We start from the raw sequence: 21,174 nt of genomic DNA, 5'->3' as shown, positions 1-21,174 counted from the left end.
TAGGTTCATTGCAATAGCAATGGTATAGACTTACTAATATACAACAATATATGGCTTTATCTTCAGATATCAATATAAAAAATAAAAAAGCTTCTTTTGAATACCACTTACTGGACAAGTACATTGCAGGAATTCGATTATTGGGTACAGAAATAAAATCCATACGCGAAGGAAAGGCAAATATTAACGATAGTTTCTGTAGTTTTTTTGAGGACGGATTATACATCCGTAACATGCACATTGCCGAATACTCCATGGGATCTTTCTATAACCATGAGGCAAAACGTGACCGTCAACTGCTATTGACAAAAAGAGAATTAAAAAAACTGAAAGAGAAGGGGGAAGAACGTGGTTTTACCATTGTACCCTTACGCATCTTTATCAGTTCCCGGGGTTTTGCCAAAGTTGAAATTGCCTTGGCACAGGGTAAAAAAGATTTTGACAAACGAGAAAACATCAAAGAAAAAGATATTAAACGTGAGCTTAATCGCGTGATGAAATTCTAGATTAACGCGCCAGGACAAATGCGCCTGGCGTCATTCCTACCCTGCTTTTAAAAAGCCGGACAAAGTAGTTGACATCATTAAATCCAGCCCCATAGCAAGACTCCTTTACATTCCGGGTGAGTAAAAGCATTTTTTTTGCCTTCTCGATACGCTGTTGGATCACATATTCCATCGGACTAAGTCCAAGTTCACGGTTAAACATCCGCGTAAGACTCGCTTTGCTCATGTGGGCAGTCCGCTCCAATAAACCAATTGAAATTTTCTCGGTAATATGTTTCTGAATAAATTCCTGCACATGTAACAGTACCTTGTTGGGCGACTTCCCAATTTTTAATGCAATCAACGACTGTGACTGAAGTAGCCGAATCGTAAGCTCTTTAAAAGTCAAATCTGCAAGTACATCTTTCAACGGATTTTCGCTAATAATAATTTGAAACAACTTATTTACCAGGTCGGCGAGCTCAGTCGAATTGTACAGATGAAAAAAATCCGGATCAAGCCGCCACTGATTAAATTGTTCTTTCGGATAAAACTCATTAAGATAGTCCAAGACTGCTGCTATCTTCTCTTTATGAATCGTTAAAGCAGTACATTGTGTGGGCTGGTCGAGCGTCGCTTCCGGAAAGTCAATATGCATAGCCACCGATGCAGGCAACACCATCATCTGACCGGGCAGATAGTCAAAAGCCTTTACATTCTCCAAATGCATGATCTTTTTACCTTGGATCATGTTAATCATAACCAAATCATCAAAACATAAAGGTACATGCTGCGACACCCGATAGGTTTCGTAGATATTAAGCTCCAAACTATCCAACGTAAATGCACGTCGGTTCTCTACCAATGTGCTAAGCTCCCGTGCCCGAGAAAATGGCAATGTATGAATCAGCGTTCTGTCTCCCATAGTGCAATAAATAAATACAATTGGCAGTCAATCAAATATAACAAAAAAATAAATTGTAGTCGAAATTCATCTGCCACAATTGTGCTATGTTTTGGATCAATTCTGCTACGCTATTGAATAATTGCTGGCTAACTTTGATAAGAAGGGAATAAAAATAATTAATAATAAACCATATGAGCGCAATTAAAAGACCATCGTTCAAAGAACGATATGACAACTACATTGGTGGTAAATTTGTTGCACCAATTCAAGGAAAATATTTCGATAATATCTCGCCGGTAGACGGAAAAGTGTTTACTCAAGTTGCCCATTCAACAAAAGAAGATCTGGATCTCGCTGTCAACACTGCAGCCAAAGCTTTTGAAACCTGGGGAAAAACATCCGCTACAGAACGAAGTATTATCCTCAATAAAATTGCTGACCGCATTGAAGCTAATTTAGAATATATCGCAGCCGTTGAAACGATAGACAACGGAAAAGCGGTACGTGAAACACTCAATGCGGATATCCCATTAGCCATCGACCATTTCCGGTATTTTGCTGGTGTAATCCGTGCTGAAGAGGGGGCCATAAGCGAACTGGACAGCAATACGGTGTCGCTGATTGTACACGAACCAATCGGGGTTGTTGCACAGATTATTCCATGGAATTTCCCGATTCTAATGGCTGTATGGAAACTAGCTCCGGCCCTTGCTGCAGGGAACACTGTCGTGTTAAAACCTGCTGAAAGTACACCAGCATCTATTCTTGTTCTTATGGAAATCATCGGTGATTTGATTCCTGCCGGAGTGGTCAATATCGTCAACGGTTTCGGCGCAGAGCTTGGTCGTTCCTTGGTCACCAATCCAAAGGTTTCCAAAGCAGCATTCACAGGTTCCACAGCAACAGGACGTTTGGTCATGCAATATGCGACTGAAAATATCATCCCGGTAACCCTGGAATTGGGGGGAAAATCGCCCAATATTTTCTTCAGTTCGGTAATGGATGCAGATGATGCATTTTTGGACAAAGCAATTGAAGGGGCGGTATTATTCGCGCTCAACCAGGGCGAAATTTGCACCTGCCCCTCTCGCCTACTGATCCAGGAGGATATTTATGAAAAATTCATTGCTAAAGTGATCGATCGGGTTAATCAGATCAAAGTTGGGGATCCATTAGACCCAACAACAATGATGGGTGCTCAGGCATCGAAGATTCAAAAAGATAAGATCATGTCCTATATCAAACTTGGCAAAGAAGAAGGAGCCGAAGTATTGACTGGCGGAGATGAAAACAATGTTGGTGCTGGTTTTGAAGAAGGCTACTACATCAAACCCACCCTATTCAAAGGAGATAATAGCATGCGCATTTTCCAGGAAGAAATCTTCGGCCCCGTGCTTGCAGTGACCACGTTCAAAGACGAACAAGAAGCAATTGCCATCGCTAACGATACCATGTATGGTCTCGGAGCAGGTGTATGGACCCGAGATGCACATCAGCTTTATCAGGTTCCACGTGCTATACAAGCTGGACGCGTATGGGTAAATCAGTACCACTCCTACCCAGCCGGTGCTCCATTTGGCGGATACAAACAATCAGGAATTGGACGAGAAAACCATAAAATGATGCTTGCCCACTACAGACAGGCCAAGAATATGTTGATCTCCTACAGTAAAGAAAAACTTGGTTTCTTTTAACTAAAAAAAACTGGGTATACTTTTCGAACAGCTTAGTACCCGAGTTTAGGGGGAGCAAATGCTGCCCCTTCCGCTGAATTTCATATGAACCAACGCTAAAATATAGAAACGGATTTCACCATGATTAATAGATTAGACATCACTGAAAAAGCAAAGGAGCTCATTCATGAACTTGAAGCGAAGCATGGTAAATTAATGTTTTATCAGGCCGGAGGCTGCTGCGAGGGTACGCAACCACAGTGTTTTGAGGAAGGAGGGTATTTTCCAAGGACGAATGACGCCATGATCGGATTAGCTGAAGGATATGAATTCTGGGTGGATCGTGATCTCTTTGAATATTGGAAACATGCACATTTCACCCTCGATGTACTAGATGGGTTTGGTCCCGGAGGATTCTCATTGGAAACTCCACTGGGTAAAACTTTCAAAGTTCATTATCGCCTATTTACAGTCGAAGAGCTTAATGATCTCAGCCCAATCAAGCGAAACGAATGACTAAAAAGCATAAAACACCATAGAACACAACACTGTAGAGATGACCTATAGAATTTTTGGATCACTCTCTCAAAGAAAAAAGGGGTGCAGATGCGTCCCTTTTTCGATGTTATAATTTTAAAAAATTCTCCCTTGAGTTTCCGCATTCGGAAGCTAAAATTTTATTCAATATCCAAGCCTTCAAGGACTGGAATTGGCTGTTTGTTTTCATCTAGGGCAACAAATGTAAAAACACCCTCAATGGCCAGTTCTCTTCCCTCCTTGTACATATGTTCCAAAAATATCTCGACCTTCACCTTCAAGCTGGTCCGGCCTACATTCTGAACCCTTGCGATAGCTTCAATAATACTTCCGGAAGGAATTGCCTTATTGAAGTCTATACGCTCTGTCGACACAGTCACCAACGTTTTGCGGCAAAATCGTGTTGCAGCCATAAACGATACTTCGTCCATAATGGACATCGCCTTGCCGCCGAATAAAGTATCGTGATGATTCGTCAAAAACGGAAACACGGTCGTGCAGACGTGTGTTTCTGATAAATCAATACGTTCTTGTAAAGTCATTTATTTTTTTATTAAGTGGATTTAAGAGGAGACAAATGTAAACCAATCTAGCTCCAGTTCCGTCATTTTTATTCCATATTTTCGTCGATATCCACTCCTATACCTTTCAATAAAAGCGAAGCATTGAATATTTTACATTCTCCTATCTTCAGCTTATAATCAAACAGCATCTGACCCTCGTCGACACGAATGTCAAAATGGTAATTTTTGATATCTCCCGGAAATTCCTCTTGTAAACTGGACAGCTGTAAGTCATGTGTAGCCACCATACCTTTACCATCCAATCGAACCAGTTTCTTTATGATTGCACGGGAGCCAAGATATTTGTCGACAGAATTTGTCCCACGAAGCATCTCATCGATTAGGAAAAAACTATCGCTATGTGCTGAAACTGTATCCAATATAAATTTCATCCGATTCAATTCAGCTTTAAAGGTCGACGTACTTTCATTCAGATTATCCTTGATTCGCATATAGGATATCAGTTTATAAATCGGGAGCTGAAAAGAAGCTGCAGCAACCGCCGCTCCGGCATAAGCCAAAATTGCATTAATACCAACTGTCCGCAGAAACGTACTCTTTCCTGCCATATTTGAACCTGTCACCAAAGCAACTCGATGATCTATACTACTGTAATCATTGGCTACGACCTGATTGCTTGGAATCAATGGATGATATACCCCTTGCGCGTCAATCTTATTTTCCAGTGGGTTATCCAAAATTACTGGATAAATGTACGACGAATGGTTTCTCTTCCAAATGGCAAGGCTAGTTACAGCCTCAACCTTAGCTAAGGTATCGAATGAATTTAGAATCTCGTGTTCGTACTTATTCTTCCAGTCAACAATAGCCAATACCTGTCTAAAATCCCAAAGCAGAAACAGGTTTAGAAATATCCCTACAAAGACGTTATTCCGGGCATCCAAATTGTTAATAAGACCAGCAAGTTTTTTAAAGGCTAGGGAAATAGATCCAGTACCCTGGTTTTGTTTAAGCTCTCCCGCGATCTCCTGCATAGCAATAGACTTCCATGCGTGGTCTTCAATAGATTGAATCGCCTCTGCGTATGAGCCAAGCACGCCACCTATCTTGTCTATTCGAGAGGAGAACATGCTAACACTTCCTGCTTTGGCCAAAGCCCAAAGAATATGGAATAGCCCTATCAATGTTGCCACCCCAGCCAATTTTGGCACAAAAAAACTGCCCACTAAAGCGACCAAAAATAAAACAGGCCCTACTTTGAGATAGACTCGCATGAAGGCATTTCCGAACTGAAAATTTCGATCTTGAAAGTAATTTATCAAAAATGCTTTGATATCCAATTTATGGTTCAGATTGGCCAAAAGCTTTGCCTGAAAATCCCAAATCCACGCCGATTCACTTTCCAGTTCCTGAGCAGCTTCCTGATTAGCTAGTATTTGATTTTTAGGGAGAGGTTTATCAAGCCAAGAAGCCAAAAGATCAATCCCCTGTTTGGTCGTTGCCCGATTTATCTGTGCAAATAAGGAGTATGTTCCAAAGACATCCATATCGGAGCTATAAGGATGCGCGCCATCTTCAAAATCCTGGCCATGATCATACATATTTAATTTTCCGTCTGCCAAGGCCTGTTCATTTGCCAAAACTTTCAGATAGGCTTCAAAATAGTTCTTCTGAAGCTCCAGCTGGCTCTGCTTTCGCACGAGATAGGCGAATAGGAACAATAATGCAAAAAAACAGCAAAACACCAGCGGAAGGCTTTCCAGTTGAAAGGTATAAAATAATAACGCTCCGCCACCGAGTATCACAAATAGCCGCGACAAGCTGAGCGTATTGACTTGTTTATTTAATTTGAGGACAGTGGAAGCGATTTCGCGGTGCTTCTGGTCATATAATATTGCAGTTGGGGTCATAAGGTGAATATTTATTCTTTCACGTTCATTTCAATTTAATCATGGATGTTTTAGCGTCGCTTAAAGACCTTGGGGGAAGTCGTTTAAGCTGGTTGAATGGATATCCTACCAGGCCTGATCTCCCACCAAAGGAACAAAGCGAAAAGTATCTAATTCGATACGGTCAAAATCATTTTCACCTACCCGAATGATCGTCATCATCTTTTGTGATTTTTCGTCTCCTACAGGGATCACAAAAATTCCGCCCATCTTCAGCTGCTTTAACATAACCTCTGGTACGAATGGCGCACCTGCAGTTACAATGATCTTGTCATAAGGAGCGTGCTCTTCAATTCCCTTGGAGCCATCACCCAAAAAGAAATTAGGTTTGTAGCCCATGTAAGGCAATACTTGAATTGTTCGATGATACAGGTTTTCCTGACGTTCAATGGTATAGACATCAGCGCCAAGTTCCAATAGAATACAGGTTTGGTACCCGGAGCCAGTCCCAATTTCCAGCACTTTATCCCCTTTTTTCACGTGGAGCAATTCCGACTGATAAGCAACTGTATAAGGCTGTGAAATTGTTTGCCCGTCACCTATTGGAAAAGCAATATCCCGATAGGCCTGATTCCAGAATGTTTCATCAAAAAAATAGTGACGTGGTACCTTGCCAATGGCATCTAATACTTTCTGGTCCGCAATACCTCGGCTTTTAAGATGTTCAACCAATTTCTTACGAGCACCTTTTTCTCGATAATTATCAATAAACTTGTACGCCATGATGTTTCAAATTTACCTTTTAAAAGGCATATTAAGCAGAATTAATCACAAATAATTCAATACCAATACAGTACACATTTTCAAGTCAATTTGCTTTATTTTCCAAATCATCTGTCCTTATACCCAATCTGAGCTAACTTCTTAAATTTGATCGCAAAAAAAGCAATAAACACATGTGATTTAACTTTACCAAGAACGCAAATCCTTAAAAGCTAATACCAGTAATAGCTGTCACTAATATGGATCTACATCGACCTGAACGCGTACACCAGCATTGGTTTTATCTATTTCAAAATCCAGGAGAACCGAGCGGATCAATTCCTTCACCTTTGCAATACTAATATTTGTGCGTTCAATCTTCAAGGTAATCGTCTGGATAAAATTATTCCGCACGCGTGAAACTAAAGGCGGCTCCGGACCCAATACCCTTGCGCCCAATTGTTGACGCAGCGCCGAGGCAAAACGATTGGCCGAATCATAGCATTTCTGAAAATCCGTATGTTTAATATCAATCCGAATAAGACGGTAGAAAGGAGGATAAAGATAGTTTTTTCGTTCTGTAATTTCTGTCATAAACATCCCTTCATAATCGTTATTGACCACCTGTTCTAACACCCGATGATTCGTGGTGTAGCTTTGGATAATCACTTTTCCTCCGGCTTCACGCCGACCTGCTCGTCCTGCTACCTGGGAAAACAACGAAAAAGATCGTTCATACGAACGGAAATCCGGAAAGTTAATGATCGTATCTGCATTGACAACACCGATGAGGCTTACTCTTCCGAAATCGAGCCCCTTAGCGACCATTTGCGTTCCAATAAGAACATCAAATTCATGCTCATCAAAAGCCGTGATAATTTTGTCGAAACCGTATTTACCTTTTGTGGAATCTAGATCCAACCGACCGATGCGAATTTCGGGCATCAGGATTTCAAGCTCTTCCTCTACCCGTTCTGTACCGAACCCTTTACTTTCGATATGCGGCATTCCACAGGCCGGACAAACACGAAGTGGAGGCTCCACATGACCACAATAATGGCAATGCATCATATTCGAGCTCTTGTGATAGGTTAAGCTGACATCACAATTGACACATTTTGCAACGAATCCACAGGTATTACACTGGATCATTGTCGTGTGCCCACGTCTATTTTGAAATAATATAACCTGCTCTTTATTTTTTACGGCTTCTTCAATTGCCTTTAACAAGGTGCCAGAAAAATAGGAAAACATATTTTCTTTTCTTCCTTCTTCGGGAATATTCACCAACTCAATACTTGGCAATTGTGCGTTGCCATAACGCTCAAGCAGTTGCACAAAACCATACTTCTTAGCCTTGGCATTGTAATAACTTTCCAAAGAAGGCGTCGCTGATCCCAGTAGCACTTTGGTCTGATGTAGAAACCCGAGGTAAATAGCCGTATCGCGGGCATGATAACGTGGGGCTGGATCAAACTGCTTATAGGAGCTTTCGTGCTCTTCATCAACGATGATAATCCCTAAATCCTGAAATGGCAGAAAAACTGAAGAACGGGCCCCAATCACGACCTGAAATTCATTTTTCATTACTTTATGCCATACCTCGGCACGTTCATTATCATTAAACTTGGAGTGGTACACACCCAATTTATCGCCAAAGTGCAGCTTTAAGCGCGCCGTAATCTGTGCTGTCAGCGCAATCTCAGGCAGTAGATATAGGGCTGATTTTCCCGCTGCGATTGCTTGTTCGATAAGCCGTATATAAAGCTGTGTTTTTCCGGAAGCTGTGACACCATGCAACAGGGTAACTTCCTTCTCTTCAAACGATTCTTGTATTTCAGTATAGGCCCTTTGCTGGTTTTCATTAAATTGAAAATTGGCATCCAGTTCGATATCTTCCCCCTGGAACCGGGATACAACCTTTTCCTTTATTTCAAAAACACCTTTGTCAATCAAAGCCGTAATAGCACCGTTACCACAGCCCGAGGCCTCAGCCAACATGGGCCGCGTGATCTCCTCGGTTTTTTTGACCAGCTGCATAAATGCCAATACCGCATCTTGTTGTTTTGGCGCACGGTTTAAGCTATCCAACAATTCTCTTTTTGCATCTTCATTTCTAAAGTCGGGAGCAAAACGTAAAAATGCTTTGGTCTTGGGTTTATATCTTTCTGTAATCTCTTCAGAAATCAGAACAATTCCTTTGTCAAATAATTGCTTCAATATGGGGAAGACTGTTTTTTGTCCCAGCAATTTCACAATATCATTGACTTTAAGTTCTCCCGCCACCTCCAAAGCCTCGATAATCAGATACTCCTTATCCGAAAGTGTAGAACGGTCAAACTCTGCCGCAATTGATGAAACGACTTTGGTTTCACTGGCCAGCTTCAATGCCGAAGGTAGCGCAGCCTGCATGACCTCGCCTAAACTACACATGTAATAATCGGCTAGCCAATCCCAAAGTTTAAATTGAGCCAAATTGACAATGGGTTTGTCATCAATGATGTCCAAAATATACTTTGCTTCATAGTGCTTTGGTGCTTCCTGACTAATTGACTTCACAACCGCAGAATAGATCTTATTCTTTCCAAATTGCACAATGACACGTACACCGACCTGCACACGATCATTCCAGTCAAGCGGAATACGATAAGTATATGTTCTTGCCAATGCTAGTGGTAGAACCACATCAACAAACAGCGTATCTCTTTCACTAAAAATCGTAGATTGTGGATTGGACATAAATTCAAATTATGGTATAAAAGTACAAAAAAACCTTCAGGAAAAGAGGTCAAACGACCCCGGCGATACATAAAACCGACAACAACCATGCGGCCTCAAAGCGATATCGGAGTGAAAAAACCAAGAGATCAAAGCTCAATCAATTGTAACCTAAAAAAGCCTTCCTGAAATCTATTCAAGAAGGCTCCGTTATAATTATATACGAATATGATTTCGTATGAACATAGGCAATTAAATACGATTACGATTTATTTTTTAGTGCAGCAATAAATAATGCAACCCAGCCAACGATTAACGACAATCCTCCCAAAGGGGTGATAGGTCCTAAAATAGACGGATTTCCAAAGCCGGTTATTTCGCGCAAGCTTAAGACATATAACGATCCCGAGAAAAAAAGTATACCAATGAGGAAAGCTATAAATGATACTTTAATGGAGTACGTCTTTGCTCGCGAAAAAGTGGATAAAAATAACAGGGCGAAGGTATGATAGAAATGATACTGATTTGCAGTTTTCCAAGTTTCAATATGATATGTACTTACCTTTCCTTCTAGACCATGAGCACCAAAGGCGCCTAATATTACAGCTAATGCTCCCAACAACGAAGCGGCTAAAATGATTTTCTTATTCATTATGTTAAAGTGAATGCTGAAAATGAGTTTCTAGCGATAAATGTATTAAAAACAGAGCAAAATAAGGAATTTTTTGTTAAAATTATATTACAAAGGCGCATTATTGGAACGATTTTCTATCTCTTCCCATATATTTTTATTAGGTTTGTTTTACGTATGGATCATCATGAGCATCGTGCTGCTCACAGAAATATTGGAACAGCTCAAAGGATTTGCATATCCTTGATAAACATTTGCCGCATGATCGCTTCATCACCATTAAAAAAACAAGTTTAGTGTACTTATCTGCTGACAAGAAAATAAGTACCTCATAAATAGTTGTTCTGCTAAAACTCGATTTTTAATCGCATCGACCAGCGTGGTAGTGGCGATTTATTCGAGTTCCTATCAGACATTGAAAAAAATAAAAAGGATGAAAAAAACAATCATCATCACTGTTATATTATTCATCGCGGTCATCGCGGCTACGATCTATCTTTTTGGAGACTTCAATAAAAACAATAAACAAGATTCTAAAGCTTTACAATATCTTCCTGAAAGTACATTAGCAATTGCCTCGTTTGCCAATGATCAGACTGTAGATACGATCTTCAACGACTATGAGCTCTTTAAAGCCATTATAGGTCAACGCAATTTTGGCAACCTGGAGCGTCTTAAAGACGAATTATTACGTAGTGAACAGTTAGCGCCTCTTGTAGCGGGACAGCAAATATTACTCTCTTTTCACCAGGAAAAAGACCAAATTACTCCGTTATACAGCGTTCAGGTTGGTCAAAGCATTGATAATAACTCGCTGGCAACATTGCTTGAAAACGTCGGTAAAAACTATAAAATACAACCTTTTGACACCTTAGGGCAACGATTTTATGGGCTTAATCAAGGCAGCAAGGATAGTACACTTTATTGCGCTTATTCCCACGAAATCATTTTCGCCAGCTACTCCAAACAGGTACTTTCCCAGATCTTTGATAAACAGGTTAAGAAAATAAGTACCAAACAAATCGAGTTCTTCGTAAACCATAACAATAAAAACACGCCACTTAGTCTCTATTTTTTCAATGAACAATTGTCGCAAATTGCTCGAATATTGATGAAATCCAAATTTGGCACTTATCTCAACTTAATCGATTCGCTGAAGGGCCAAACGTCCTGGAACATGAATTTCAAAAAGGACGCTTTTATTTTTAAGGGTGAAACAGATCTCACGGCGAGCAAAAATAGCTACCTACAGTTATTTGCAACGCAGACGGCTCAAGTGCAAGCTCTGGGGAATTATCTGCCTAAAAATGCTGCATCTTATATAGACTTTAGTATTTCAGATCCCCATAGTTTTCGAAGCGGACTGAAAGCATTGTTGGTACAGCAAAAAGAAGACGGCCGATTGGCTAAAAGTATAAAGAACTTTGAAGAAGACAGCAAAGTATCATTTGACAGTATCATCGCGCCAATTTTCAACGATGAATTTGCGCTTGCGGAATTAGATAATCAGGATGCAATAGGTTTGATCAGCATTTCGGATTCAACGCAGTTTGCTGATAATCTCAAGAAATTCAGCTCATCTGTAGGTGATTCAATCTATCAATTTAAATATTCGAATCTCTTACATGCGCTATTTGGTGAACCTTTCAAAAGCTTTACCCGCCCCTATTTTACCATTGTAGATAACATTATGGTGGTAGCTACACGGACGGGCATCTTGAGAGATTATCGGGAATCTTTCCGGGAAAAGCAATTTCTTTCCGGAACGGCTATTTTCAAAAATCATGCAGCATTGCAGAATAGCCGCAGCAACGTGACTTTCTATTTAGAACCTAAAGCTGGTAAAAGCAATATTCTAGATAACTTAAAAGCTGACTTTGCAAAGAACTTTAAAGATGAGGATGCATATGGCTTTCAAAATTTCTACTCCTGGTCTTACCAGTTGAGTGGCAATCAGGGCACATTTTCGTCTAGTTTATATGCCCTCTTTAAGAGTGATACGAGATTAGGCGGCAAACCAGAATGGACAGTCCAGCTGGATAACCGAATTATCAATAAACCTTGGATTTTCGATCAAGATGGGAAGAACAAGTTTATCCTGATTCAAGAACAAGATCATACGGTACATGCATTTTCGCCAGATGGAAAAGAACTCTGGCAAAACCTCTTCCAAGGTGAAATTTTGGGCGAGCCAATTCAGTTACAGGATCTCAGTATTGTCGCCGTTACAAAAAACCGCTTGTATCGCTTTATGCCCGATGGTAAAAACAGAACTGGCTTCTCCGTTGAACTTCCATACTCGGCAACTTACGGAGCTGCAATCGCCACCTTCAATAAAGAACAACGTATTTACATTCCGGCAACAGACCGCATTCTTGCGTATACCCTGGATGGCAAAAAAGTGGAGGGCTTTGAAAATAATAGCGTGGATGGCCGAATTTTATTCGATCTAAAAACAACCAGCCTGGGACAGACAAATTATATTATTGCCGGTACAAGCACTGCTTCCGTGTATTTCTTCGATCAAAATGGTAAGATCATCCGTAAAAAAACAATGGATACCGATGGGGAAAGTGTTAAAAATCCAATTGGTTTAGTTGCGGCGTCGGATGAAAAAAACTCCTTCATTTACTTGGCAAACAATAAAGGCAGCGTATTCAAAATTCCTTTCGAAGGCGAAACCAAAAAAATAAAACTAGGTGATTGGGGTAAAGATGCGTTCTTTAATTTTGAAGATATTAGCGGTGGTGCTGACAGAGATTTTGTTATTCTAGCCAACAACAAACTGAATGCCTACAGTTCAAGAGACTCGTCTTCCTACTTTGAATATAAATTCATCGAAGAGGCCAGTAACAGACCGCTGTTTTTTAAACGAATAGGTAAATCTGATATCATAGGTGTTGGAACTGACAACCGCATGATTTATGTTTTCGGATCCGATGGCTTGGTCCAGGAGGGATTCCCTGTAGAAGGTTTTTCAAAGTTCTATTATGGACCGATTAACTATGGCGACAATGCCAATTATTTAATCTGCATGAAGCGGGATTTCAAGATCTATGTTTATAAGTTTTAAAAACCTGAAAATCAATTTTTTAAAATCAACACCAAACGCTATAAGATGCTAAAAGATCTTTATAAAAAATTTGTCTAATCTAATTTTTTTATAGTAGGTTTGCAGACTTAATATGACTATGCTGAAATCGGAAGAATTAAAAGAATTATTAGCTGAACCAAAACGTATTGTAATTACAACGCACTACAAACCAGATGGGGACGCATTGGGTTCATCTTTAGGATTATATTTTTGGTTGACCGCGAAAGGACACCACGTAAATCTCATTGTACCGTCAGACTTTCCAGCCTTTTTGGATTGGTTACCTGGCTTAGAAAATGTACAAATTTATACGCAGGATATTGACCTGCACAATCAACAGATTGACGCAGCTGAATTCATTTTCTGCTTAGATTTTAATGGCCTTGCCCGGATTCACGAAATGGGTGAACCTATTCGTCAAGCGAAAGGAATCAAATGCATGATTGATCACCATTTAGATCCGGAAGGATTTGAAGACTACGCATTTTGGGATCCATCTGCTGCAGCGACTGCACAATTGATCTATCGCTTCTTAGTCCATGAGATGCAAGATCCAGACCATATCAGTGCTGACATGGCGACATGCCTATATACCGGTATTATGACCGATACGGGCTCTTTCCGCTTCCGTTCTACCACTGCTGAAATTCATCGCATCATTGCATCACTCATTGATTGCGGTGCACAAAACTGGGCTATTCACGAAGAGATTTACAATAGCTCGTCAGAAAGCCGCCTGAAATTCTTAGGGTTCTGTCTATTGAATCGTCTAGAGGTTATCCATGAATATAACACCGCCATTATCCATGTAACCAAAGCGGATCTCACGCAGTTTGAAGTGATCACCGGTGATACCGAAGGATTGGTCAACTATGCACTCTCTATAAAAGGAATTCGATTGGCAGCGTTAATTATTGACAGAAATGAACAAATTAAACTATCTTTGCGTTCGATCGGAGAAGTTCCCTGCAATGAGATCTGCAAATTGTATTTCAATGGGGGTGGACATCTGAATGCTTCGGGAGGTAATTCGAAAGAGAGCCTAGAAGCAGTAATTGCCAAATTCAAATCGGTTTTACCAAATTATAAAGAAATATTAACAAAATAAGATATCGTAACATACATTAGAAAATGAAGAAAGCAATTCTATTTTTCGCGGCTGCCGGTCTTTTGATGACGTCATGCCAAAAATTCAAAAAGGCTGAAGGTGGTCTTGAGTATAAAATCGTGGATGATAATGCTAAAGAAAAAGCAGTATCAGGCGATTTATTAGCACTTGACATGGTTGTGAAAACGGACAGAGATTCTACAATGCAAAGTACGTATGACATGGGAGTCCCTCAGATCGTTCAATTATATCCAGACAGTATCATTGCAAAAAATCCAGGTGACCCTACAGGTTTATTCAAATACGTGGGTGAAGGCGATAGCTTGGTATTCAAAATCAATTTGGATTCTATGGCAGCTAAAACACATCAACCAAAACCAGAGTTTGCAGATAAATTCATTGTTTATTCGATCAAGGTCAAAAAACACTTCAAAAAAGGAAAGTTAACAGACCAACAATTGGGTGAACAAGTTCAGAAATACTTTGAAGAAGAGTTGAACAAACACAAAGCTGCTGAACCAGCTAAACTTGAAAAATACATCAAAGATAAAAGCTTGAAAACAACGAAAACAGCTTCAGGTCTTCAATATGTAATTACTAAACCTGGAACAGGTACAAATGCGAAAGTAGGTGACTCTATTCATGTAAACTACGTAGGATCATTAACTACAGGAAAAGTATTTGACACAAACCTTCCAGATGTAGCTAAAAAAGAGAAAATTTTCAACCCTCAACGTCCTTATGAAGCATTAAAATTCCAATTAGGTGTTGATGGTGTGATCCCTGGATGGACTGAAGCATTCCAATTGTTTAACAAAGGTACAAAAGCAACTTTAGTCATTCCTTCATCTTTGGCTTATGGCGATCGCCCTTCAGGTGTTATCCCTCCATATGCTCCTTTAGTATTTGAAGTAGAAGTATTGGATATCAAACCTGGAAAAGTTCCTGCTCCTACAGCAACAACTCCAGGCATGGTAGCGCCTACAGGAACTACAGCTCCAGCGGCAACCGCTCCTGCAACTAAAGCTCCTGCAGCAAAAAAATAATTCGACTGTAAATTTCAGTTAACAAAAAAGCGGTTTCATCGAGATGAAACCGCTTTTTTGTTGTTCGTATTTTTTATTCACTATGCGCTAACCTTCTTATCTTCTTTTTTTATCTTTCGTATTTTCAACCATAGTATTATTACCGCCAATATAAAACTGATGATCATGATGATGGTCAATGCGATCAGTGCCTTATCGGTATGATAATTTTCAGCATGCTGAATAAACAGTAACCTAAAAATCCGAAGGTAGTGCGTAGACGGAATAACATTGGCAATAGCCTGTACCCATCCTGGCATTAGACTCGACGGCCAGGTAAAGCCACTTAAGATAAATGCTGGCGTCGCGATAACCATGAGTACCTCGGTAGATTTCAATTGTGAGGGCAGTATAATACTCACCAAAACACCAATGAAACATACCGCAAGCAAAAAGACGAAAGTACAGAGTACAAAGCGACCAAATTCGGCTTGTAAAGGCATACGGTAATATTGGCCAAAACCCCAATATAAAACCAGAATACCGACAGACATCAAAACATAAGGTAATATCTTAACAAGAATAAGTCCGATGGGATTACCGATTTTACGTACCAGCTCCGGAAATGTATTGCCTTCAAATTCTGAGGAAAAAGATAAAGCCAAGCCTAAGAGCAATACCTGCTGCAGCACAGTAATTAGCACTCCCGGTAGCATAAAATACAGGTAATTTCCACTTCGAATATTCTGCTTAACAAAAGTTGTCTTAAAGGGTTCGTACTGCTGTGCAGCGATCTTTGCCGGAACACCACGTTTCATTTGCGCCTGAATCTGTATGCCCGCTTTCAACGTCGAGGCACACACATTGACAGCCATCATGGCGGTATTGGAGGTCAATGTATTGGCACCGTCTACAAAAACAGTCATTTCGGGCAAACGCCCCTGTTGTACTCCGGATGTAAATCCCTTGGGAATATGAACAATCGTAGTTGCCTCATATTGCATAGCAATATCTTTTGAATCAAATAAGGACGGTAATACACGGGCAACTTCAATACTCTCATTATCTGAAAGCATATCAATAAATGAACTGCTTAAGGGGCTATTATCCTCATCAACCACAATGACCGGCATCTGAGTTACCTTACCTTGTTGATAAACATGCCCCACCAAGACACCATACAATACAGGTGCACCTAGAAAAAGCATCAATAGCACTTTATTATTGAAGAAGAGCTTAAACTCCCGTTGGATCAATTCTAAAAATTTTTTCACAGTCAAGCTCTTTAATTCGCATGGAGAACCACAAGCGTTTTTGTTAACAAATCTTTGCTACCGGCAACATCTTCAGGAACAATTTTCAATTCAAACACAGCCTGTTGCGGATCGAAATCAGGATAAGCTGAGGCAATGCTTGCGTACGAATTTAAGGCTTTGATACTAATCACCTTTGCTTTAACCTTTTTGTGATTCAAATAGGGAATTTCTACTTCTACAGCAGCGCCTTTTTGGAGTTTTCCGATTTGATTTTCAGGCAGTGTGAATCTAAAATAAGTTGATCGATCAAGGAAGCCATTGATAATCGGATAGCCTGCCATAGCCAATTCACCGACTTTCAGATTAATCGTTTCCACACTCATGTCCTGTGGAGCAATGATATATTTCTCCTGGGCAGCGACATTAACTTCAGATACTGCTCCCAGCGCACGTTCTTTTTGCCCCAAGGCCATAATCTGCTGTTCTTGTCTAGCTCCACCTTTTGCTTCAGCTAATTCAGCTTGTGCTGCAAGATACTGATTTTTAGCCCCCTGAAATTTAGCGTAGGTCTCGTCGTACTTTTGTTGTGGAATCAGGCTGTCCTGCAAAAGGGCATCCAGCCTACCTATTGATTTTTTCGCAAATTCATATTGTTCCTTTAGTCCGTCTACCTTTGCCTGCAATTGTACCAATTGCCCTTTCGTAGCCCCTTTGACTGCCATATTATATTGAGCGTCAGCAGACTGCAGCGCTCCCTTTGCCTGCTCTTCTTTCGCATCTACCTCGGGAATACTCAAAATAGCCAAGGTATCACCCGCATGCACAAAGTCACCCTCTTCAACCAGAAGCTTCGCAATTTTCCCCGGAACCTTTGTCACAACCGTCACTTGCTCTCGCTCCACCTTGCCTTCAATAGGCTTCTCTTTCACTTGATTTGTACAAGAAACAAAAATAGACAGAGATAATATCCCATATAAATTCTTCATGTTACTCATGTATAGTTTGTAATAATTTTCCTGATGTATGTAGTAATTCAACTGCAGCTGTACGTTGCTGCAAAACATTGTTAAAATAACCCAAATTAACTTTGTACCAATCGTTTTCAGCAGCCAATAACTCTGTAACATCTATTAAGCCCGCTTGGTACTGTTTAACAGCCATGGAAAGGTTATTTTCCGCAACTTTCAATTGCTGTTCCCCCACTTTCAACTTTTGATTGCCTGTCGTATAGGTAACGGTATTTTTGCTCAGCAAAAGATTTAACTTTTCCGCTGTATCTTCCCGTTTGGTGGCATTGATATTTTGATCAAGTTTAACTTGCTTTATCTTATTATGATGCTCTCCGCCCGTATAGAGATCCCATTTAACCCCTACCCCGACCATTAAATTGGGGCTCCCCTTGATGGAATTAAGCGGTAAGTTGACGGTACCAAATAGCGGCTGGTCTTTCACCGTGAGTTTGGAGTTGAATACATTCAGATAGTTCGCAGATCCAAAGGCAAAGACAGCAGGAAGAGCTCCCCCCTTTTCTTTTTTATACAGATACTCATATGCTTTTGACGAAGCATCCAGTGCTTTCAATTCGGATCTTTGTTCGACATCACGTGGAAGATCCGACAAAAATATAGGTTTAAGTCCATAATGAATTCCGCCAACCTCCTGAAAAGATACCCCTGTTTCCTGTTCGATCTTTTGGCACAACAAATCCCGATTGCCAGAAACCTCGACCTTTTTCTCTTCCAACTCCAGCAAGGCTAATTTCAACTTATCTCTATCATACGGTATTGCTAGGCCGTTTTGAATCGCTTTATTGACCTTTTCCTGTTCTTTCTTTAATCGCTTTTCAGAATCGACAATCAGTTTATCCACCTCATCCAACAACATCAGCTGATCAAAAGAAGCAATAATATCCTTTGAAAGTGTTTCTCGACCGGCAGATTCTAAATATTGTTGAGCCACAGCTTTCTCCTGCAATGCTTTTATTCCATTCGGAATCTGTAATCCCGAAAAGATAATCTGCTTTACAGACACCCCCGCATAGGCCGCTTGCCCATGCATACTAAATCCTGTTGCGCCTTCAAACAAGCCGAGGTTCAATAAAGGGATATTAACCGTAGGAATATCAATACTCCCATTGCTATGTACATAACCGTATAATCCGAGTGCGGAGACATGTGGGAGCCGGTTTGCTTTTACCCCGTCGGCTTCCAGACGTGCTTTATCGACTTCGTAAGCCTTCAATTTCAATTCTTTATTTGTCTGGAAGGCTTTTTGAATAATATCTTTTACCGATGGGTCAATCAATGATTGCGCATGTAGTTTGTTCAAAAACATAACCGACGCCAAAGTCAATAAACCCAGGCATACTTTCTTATTCATCATATGATTCATTTATTCTTATAAAAATAGGACAACAACCGCCTCTTTTATCTGTTTAACAGTAAATCGGACGGTATGTTTGACTTCTGACTCTTTTTAATTAAACGTATCTCTTCAACGGCCAATAACAATGCTCGCTTATGCATTCACGGCATGAAAGACTGACCTCCACCTGTTAACTTTTCCAAGATAAAAAAAAGGAATTCGTTTCTGTAGAAGGAATCCTGTATTAATTTTCATTTTTGCTAATTAATAAGTTATCTTTGGAGATCGAATTGAAATTTTGGTAATTAAGTCTACCACTTTATTCGATAATAATAAAAACAAGTTTTTACCCTAGCCCGCTGCCTCCACGCAGAAAACTATGTTGCTTACAGATACACATACACACATTTATTACCATGCAGGAACCGAAAAACTGCAAGAACATCTACAACGTTGCTTTGATAATGGCATCCAACGTCTTTTTTTGCCGAATGTGAATAGCGCTTCCATAAAACCTGTATTTGATACCGTAGCAGCTTATCCAGAACATTGTTTTCCCATGCTTGGATTACATCCATGCGATGTAAAAGAAAACTATGTGGAAGAGTTAGAAACCATCCGAAAGAGCTTGGAAACACACAAAGTCCATGCCATAGGTGAAATCGGACTGGATCTTTATTGGGATAAAAGCACACTTGAAATTCAAAAAGACGCCTTTCGAACTCAGGTTCAATGGGCTAAGGAATTAAATTTACCGATCGATATCCACTGCCGGGAAGCCTTCACTGAACTGTTCGAATTATTGGAAGAACTTCACGACGACAAATTATTTGGCGTTCTGCACTGCTTTACCGGTTCCCTGGAGCAGGCCCAACAGGCTATCGATTTAGGTTTCGCGCTTGGTATTGGCGGAGTCGTTACCTTTAAAAAAGCGGGCTTAGATCAGGTGGTCAAAGAAATCGATTTAAAACATATTGTTCTGGAAACAGATGCACCTTATTTGGCTCCTGTCCCCTTTCGCGGTAAAGAAAATGAAAGTAGCTATTTGGTTTACGTCGCACAAAAAGTAGCTGACCTTCACCAGATCTCCGTCGAGAAGGTAGCCGAAATCACAACAGAAAATTCAAAACGTATATTTGGTATATAATTTCAAAACTCAATGCATAATATCTTTATTATCTACACAGGTGGGACCATTGGAATGGTTAAAGATGAAACAGGAACATTCGTTCCTTTCGACTTTGAATTGATCAAACGTAATCTCCCTGATTTAAGTCGCTTAGACTATAAGCTGACCGTGCACTCTTTCGAACCCATTATCGATTCATCCAACATGAAGCCCGAGATATGGATTGAAATGGCACAAATTATTAAGGATAACTATGCAGATTACGACGGTTTTGTTATTCTGCATGGTTCCGATACAATGGCTTTTACAGCATCAGTATTGAGCTTTATGTTGGAGGGACTCCAAAAACCGGTCATTTTATCTGGCTCTCAGCTGCCTATCGGAGAGATCCGAACGGATGCGCGGGAAAATATGATGACAGCCCTTGAAATTGCTTCAGCAAAACAAGATGGCGTATCTATCATACAAGAGGTATGCATTCTTTTCGACAATAAATTATTCCGTGGCAATCGCTCATTTAAATATAATTCGGCCAAATTTGAGGCCTTTAGATCGCCAAACTATCCCGTATTGGTTGAAGCAGGTATTCACCTCAAATATAATACAGATGCTTTATTAAATAATATTGATAAAGAATTTATCCTACATACCAAACTGGACAATCGCGTTGCGGTATTGAAATTATTCCCCGGAATTTCTGCACAAACGATCAAAGCCGTCTTAGACTCCGATGTCCGTTCCATTGTGATGGAAACATTTGGGTCAGGCAATACCACCACCGACACTTGGTTTCTGGATCTATTGAAAGAAGCAATTGAACAAGGTAAAAATATCCTCAACATTTCGCAATGTAAAGTAGGCTCTGTTGAATTAGGTCGCTATGAGACTTCACAAGGACTTAAATCCATCGGCGTGCTCAATGGCTACGACCTTACATTCGAAGCGGCAGTAACCAAATTAATGTATCTTCAAGGCGAGTTAGAAGATCAAAAAGAAGTCGCTTATTGGATTGAAAAGGATATCCGTGGTGAATTGACGATCAATGACTAATGACCAACGGCACAAAATCACA

At 40.3% G+C, this 21,174-nt stretch carries 17 protein-coding genes; 8 read left to right on the top strand and 9 right to left on the bottom strand.

The features are described 5' to 3' along the window. The first annotated feature begins 50 nt into the window (after positions 1 to 50). Positions 51 to 506 (top strand): SsrA-binding protein SmpB, encoded by a 456-nt coding sequence (smpB, locus tag OK025_RS11240; protein ID WP_317669534.1) that lies wholly within the window; start codon positions 51 to 53, stop codon positions 504 to 506. A 1-nt stretch (position 507) separates the two neighbouring features. On the opposite strand, the gene OK025_RS11235 is transcribed toward smpB, so the two are convergent. Then, a complete protein-coding gene (locus OK025_RS11235) occupies positions 508 to 1,410 on the bottom strand; it encodes an AraC family transcriptional regulator (protein WP_317669533.1) in 903 nt (300 codons plus the stop codon). Between the two features lie 173 nt (positions 1,411 to 1,583). On the opposite strand from OK025_RS11235, the gene OK025_RS11230 reads away from it, so the two are divergent. Both OK025_RS11230 and OK025_RS11225 read left to right on the top strand, forming a co-directional pair. Then, positions 1,584 to 3,086: an aldehyde dehydrogenase family protein gene (locus OK025_RS11230; protein ID WP_317669532.1), complete on the top strand. Its 1,503-nt coding sequence runs from the start codon at positions 1,584 to 1,586 to the stop codon at positions 3,084 to 3,086. 120 nt (positions 3,087 to 3,206) lie between these two features. Then, positions 3,207 to 3,581 (top strand): DUF779 domain-containing protein, encoded by a 375-nt coding sequence (locus OK025_RS11225; protein ID WP_317669531.1) that lies wholly within the window; start codon positions 3,207 to 3,209, stop codon positions 3,579 to 3,581. A 161-nt stretch (positions 3,582 to 3,742) separates the two neighbouring features. Here OK025_RS11225 and OK025_RS11220 read toward each other — a convergent pair whose 3' ends face one another. The 5 genes from OK025_RS11220 to OK025_RS11200 all read right to left on the bottom strand — a co-directional run bounded on the left by OK025_RS11220 (position 3,743) and on the right by OK025_RS11200 (position 10,147). Further along, positions 3,743 to 4,144, bottom strand: coding sequence for an acyl-CoA thioesterase (locus OK025_RS11220; protein ID WP_317669530.1), 402 nt, complete (start codon positions 4,142 to 4,144; stop codon positions 3,743 to 3,745). 68 nt (positions 4,145 to 4,212) lie between these two features. Further along, positions 4,213 to 6,036, bottom strand: coding sequence for a MutS-related protein (locus OK025_RS11215; protein WP_317669529.1), 1,824 nt, complete (start codon positions 6,034 to 6,036; stop codon positions 4,213 to 4,215). Positions 6,037 to 6,141: 105 nt separating this feature from the next. Further along, positions 6,142 to 6,798, bottom strand: coding sequence for a protein-L-isoaspartate(D-aspartate) O-methyltransferase (locus OK025_RS11210; RefSeq protein ID WP_317669528.1), 657 nt, complete (start codon positions 6,796 to 6,798; stop codon positions 6,142 to 6,144). Between the two features lie 234 nt (positions 6,799 to 7,032). After that, positions 7,033 to 9,516 carry a primosomal protein N' gene (priA, locus tag OK025_RS11205; protein ID WP_317669527.1) on the bottom strand — a complete coding sequence of 828 codons (2,484 nt, stop codon included), beginning with the start codon at positions 9,514 to 9,516 and terminating at the stop codon, positions 7,033 to 7,035. A 241-nt stretch (positions 9,517 to 9,757) separates the two neighbouring features. Continuing rightward, positions 9,758 to 10,147, bottom strand: a complete 390-nt coding sequence (locus OK025_RS11200) for a DUF423 domain-containing protein (RefSeq protein ID WP_317669526.1) — start codon at positions 10,145 to 10,147, stop codon at positions 9,758 to 9,760. A gap of 412 nt (positions 10,148 to 10,559) precedes the next feature. On the opposite strand from OK025_RS11200, the gene OK025_RS11195 reads away from it, so the two are divergent. The 3 genes from OK025_RS11195 (at position 10,560) to OK025_RS11185 (ending at position 15,374) form a co-directional block, all read left to right on the top strand. After that, complete coding sequence (locus OK025_RS11195; RefSeq protein WP_317669525.1) at positions 10,560 to 13,199, top strand: hypothetical protein; 2,640 nt, start codon at positions 10,560 to 10,562, stop codon at positions 13,197 to 13,199. A 118-nt stretch (positions 13,200 to 13,317) separates the two neighbouring features. Then, positions 13,318 to 14,328 (top strand): DHH family phosphoesterase, encoded by a 1,011-nt coding sequence (locus OK025_RS11190; protein WP_070561228.1) that lies wholly within the window; start codon positions 13,318 to 13,320, stop codon positions 14,326 to 14,328. Positions 14,329 to 14,351: 23 nt separating this feature from the next. After that, positions 14,352 to 15,374 (top strand): FKBP-type peptidyl-prolyl cis-trans isomerase, encoded by a 1,023-nt coding sequence (locus OK025_RS11185; RefSeq protein WP_070561229.1) that lies wholly within the window; start codon positions 14,352 to 14,354, stop codon positions 15,372 to 15,374. 80 nt (positions 15,375 to 15,454) lie between these two features. On the opposite strand, the gene OK025_RS11180 is transcribed toward OK025_RS11185, so the two are convergent. The 3 genes from OK025_RS11180 to OK025_RS11170 are packed head-to-tail and all read right to left on the bottom strand — an operon-like array spanning position 15,455 to position 18,991. Beyond that, positions 15,455 to 16,627, bottom strand: coding sequence for an ABC transporter permease (locus OK025_RS11180; protein WP_317669524.1), 1,173 nt, complete (start codon positions 16,625 to 16,627; stop codon positions 15,455 to 15,457). Between the two features lie 11 nt (positions 16,628 to 16,638). Beyond that, the gene (locus OK025_RS11175; protein WP_317669523.1) at positions 16,639 to 17,595 is read right to left on the bottom strand and encodes an HlyD family secretion protein; all 957 of its coding nucleotides are present in this window, start codon (positions 17,593 to 17,595) and stop codon (positions 16,639 to 16,641) included. A gap of 1 nt (position 17,596) precedes the next feature. Next, positions 17,597 to 18,991 (bottom strand): TolC family protein, encoded by a 1,395-nt coding sequence (locus OK025_RS11170; RefSeq protein WP_317669522.1) that lies wholly within the window; start codon positions 18,989 to 18,991, stop codon positions 17,597 to 17,599. A 361-nt stretch (positions 18,992 to 19,352) separates the two neighbouring features. Here OK025_RS11170 and OK025_RS11165 point away from each other — a divergent pair, with 361 nt between their 5' ends. Together OK025_RS11165 and OK025_RS11160 are read left to right on the top strand one after the other, a co-directional pair. After that, the gene (locus OK025_RS11165) at positions 19,353 to 20,120 is read left to right on the top strand and encodes a TatD family hydrolase (RefSeq protein ID WP_070561233.1); all 768 of its coding nucleotides are present in this window, start codon (positions 19,353 to 19,355) and stop codon (positions 20,118 to 20,120) included. Positions 20,121 to 20,132: 12 nt separating this feature from the next. Next, positions 20,133 to 21,152 carry an asparaginase gene (locus OK025_RS11160; RefSeq protein ID WP_070561234.1) on the top strand — a complete coding sequence of 340 codons (1,020 nt, stop codon included), beginning with the start codon at positions 20,133 to 20,135 and terminating at the stop codon, positions 21,150 to 21,152. Positions 21,153 to 21,174 lie beyond the last annotated feature (22 nt).

The organism is Sphingobacterium sp. UGAL515B_05 (genome assembly GCF_033097525.1).
Lineage (GTDB): Bacteria > Bacteroidota > Bacteroidia > Sphingobacteriales > Sphingobacteriaceae > Sphingobacterium.
Note: the sequence above shows the minus strand (reverse complement) of the source record. Positions and strands in the feature narration are given on the sequence as shown.

Bases quoted from the DNA above. Each gene is read 5' to 3' on its own strand.
- smpB (WP_317669534.1), top strand. From the start codon at position 51: ATGGCTTTATCTTCAGATATCAATATAAAAAATAAAAAAGCTTCTTTT.
- OK025_RS11235 (WP_317669533.1), bottom strand. From the start codon at position 1,410: ATGGGAGACAGAACGCTGATTCATACATTGCCATTTTCTCGGGCACGG.
- OK025_RS11230 (WP_317669532.1), top strand. From the start codon at position 1,584: ATGAGCGCAATTAAAAGACCATCGTTCAAAGAACGATATGACAACTAC.
- OK025_RS11225 (WP_317669531.1), top strand. From the start codon at position 3,207: ATGATTAATAGATTAGACATCACTGAAAAAGCAAAGGAGCTCATTCAT.
- OK025_RS11220 (WP_317669530.1), bottom strand. From the start codon at position 4,144: ATGACTTTACAAGAACGTATTGATTTATCAGAAACACACGTCTGCACG.
- OK025_RS11215 (WP_317669529.1), bottom strand. From the start codon at position 6,036: ATGACCCCAACTGCAATATTATATGACCAGAAGCACCGCGAAATCGCT.
- OK025_RS11210 (WP_317669528.1), bottom strand. From the start codon at position 6,798: ATGGCGTACAAGTTTATTGATAATTATCGAGAAAAAGGTGCTCGTAAG.
- priA (WP_317669527.1), bottom strand. From the start codon at position 9,516: ATGTCCAATCCACAATCTACGATTTTTAGTGAAAGAGATACGCTGTTT.
- OK025_RS11200 (WP_317669526.1), bottom strand. From the start codon at position 10,147: ATGAATAAGAAAATCATTTTAGCCGCTTCGTTGTTGGGAGCATTAGCT.
- OK025_RS11195 (WP_317669525.1), top strand. From the start codon at position 10,560: ATGAAAAAAACAATCATCATCACTGTTATATTATTCATCGCGGTCATC.
- OK025_RS11190 (WP_070561228.1), top strand. From the start codon at position 13,318: ATGCTGAAATCGGAAGAATTAAAAGAATTATTAGCTGAACCAAAACGT.
- OK025_RS11185 (WP_070561229.1), top strand. From the start codon at position 14,352: ATGAAGAAAGCAATTCTATTTTTCGCGGCTGCCGGTCTTTTGATGACG.
- OK025_RS11175 (WP_317669523.1), bottom strand. From the start codon at position 17,595: ATGAAGAATTTATATGGGATATTATCTCTGTCTATTTTTGTTTCTTGT.
- OK025_RS11170 (WP_317669522.1), bottom strand. From the start codon at position 18,991: ATGATGAATAAGAAAGTATGCCTGGGTTTATTGACTTTGGCGTCGGTT.
- OK025_RS11165 (WP_070561233.1), top strand. From the start codon at position 19,353: ATGTTGCTTACAGATACACATACACACATTTATTACCATGCAGGAACC.
- OK025_RS11160 (WP_070561234.1), top strand. From the start codon at position 20,133: ATGCATAATATCTTTATTATCTACACAGGTGGGACCATTGGAATGGTT.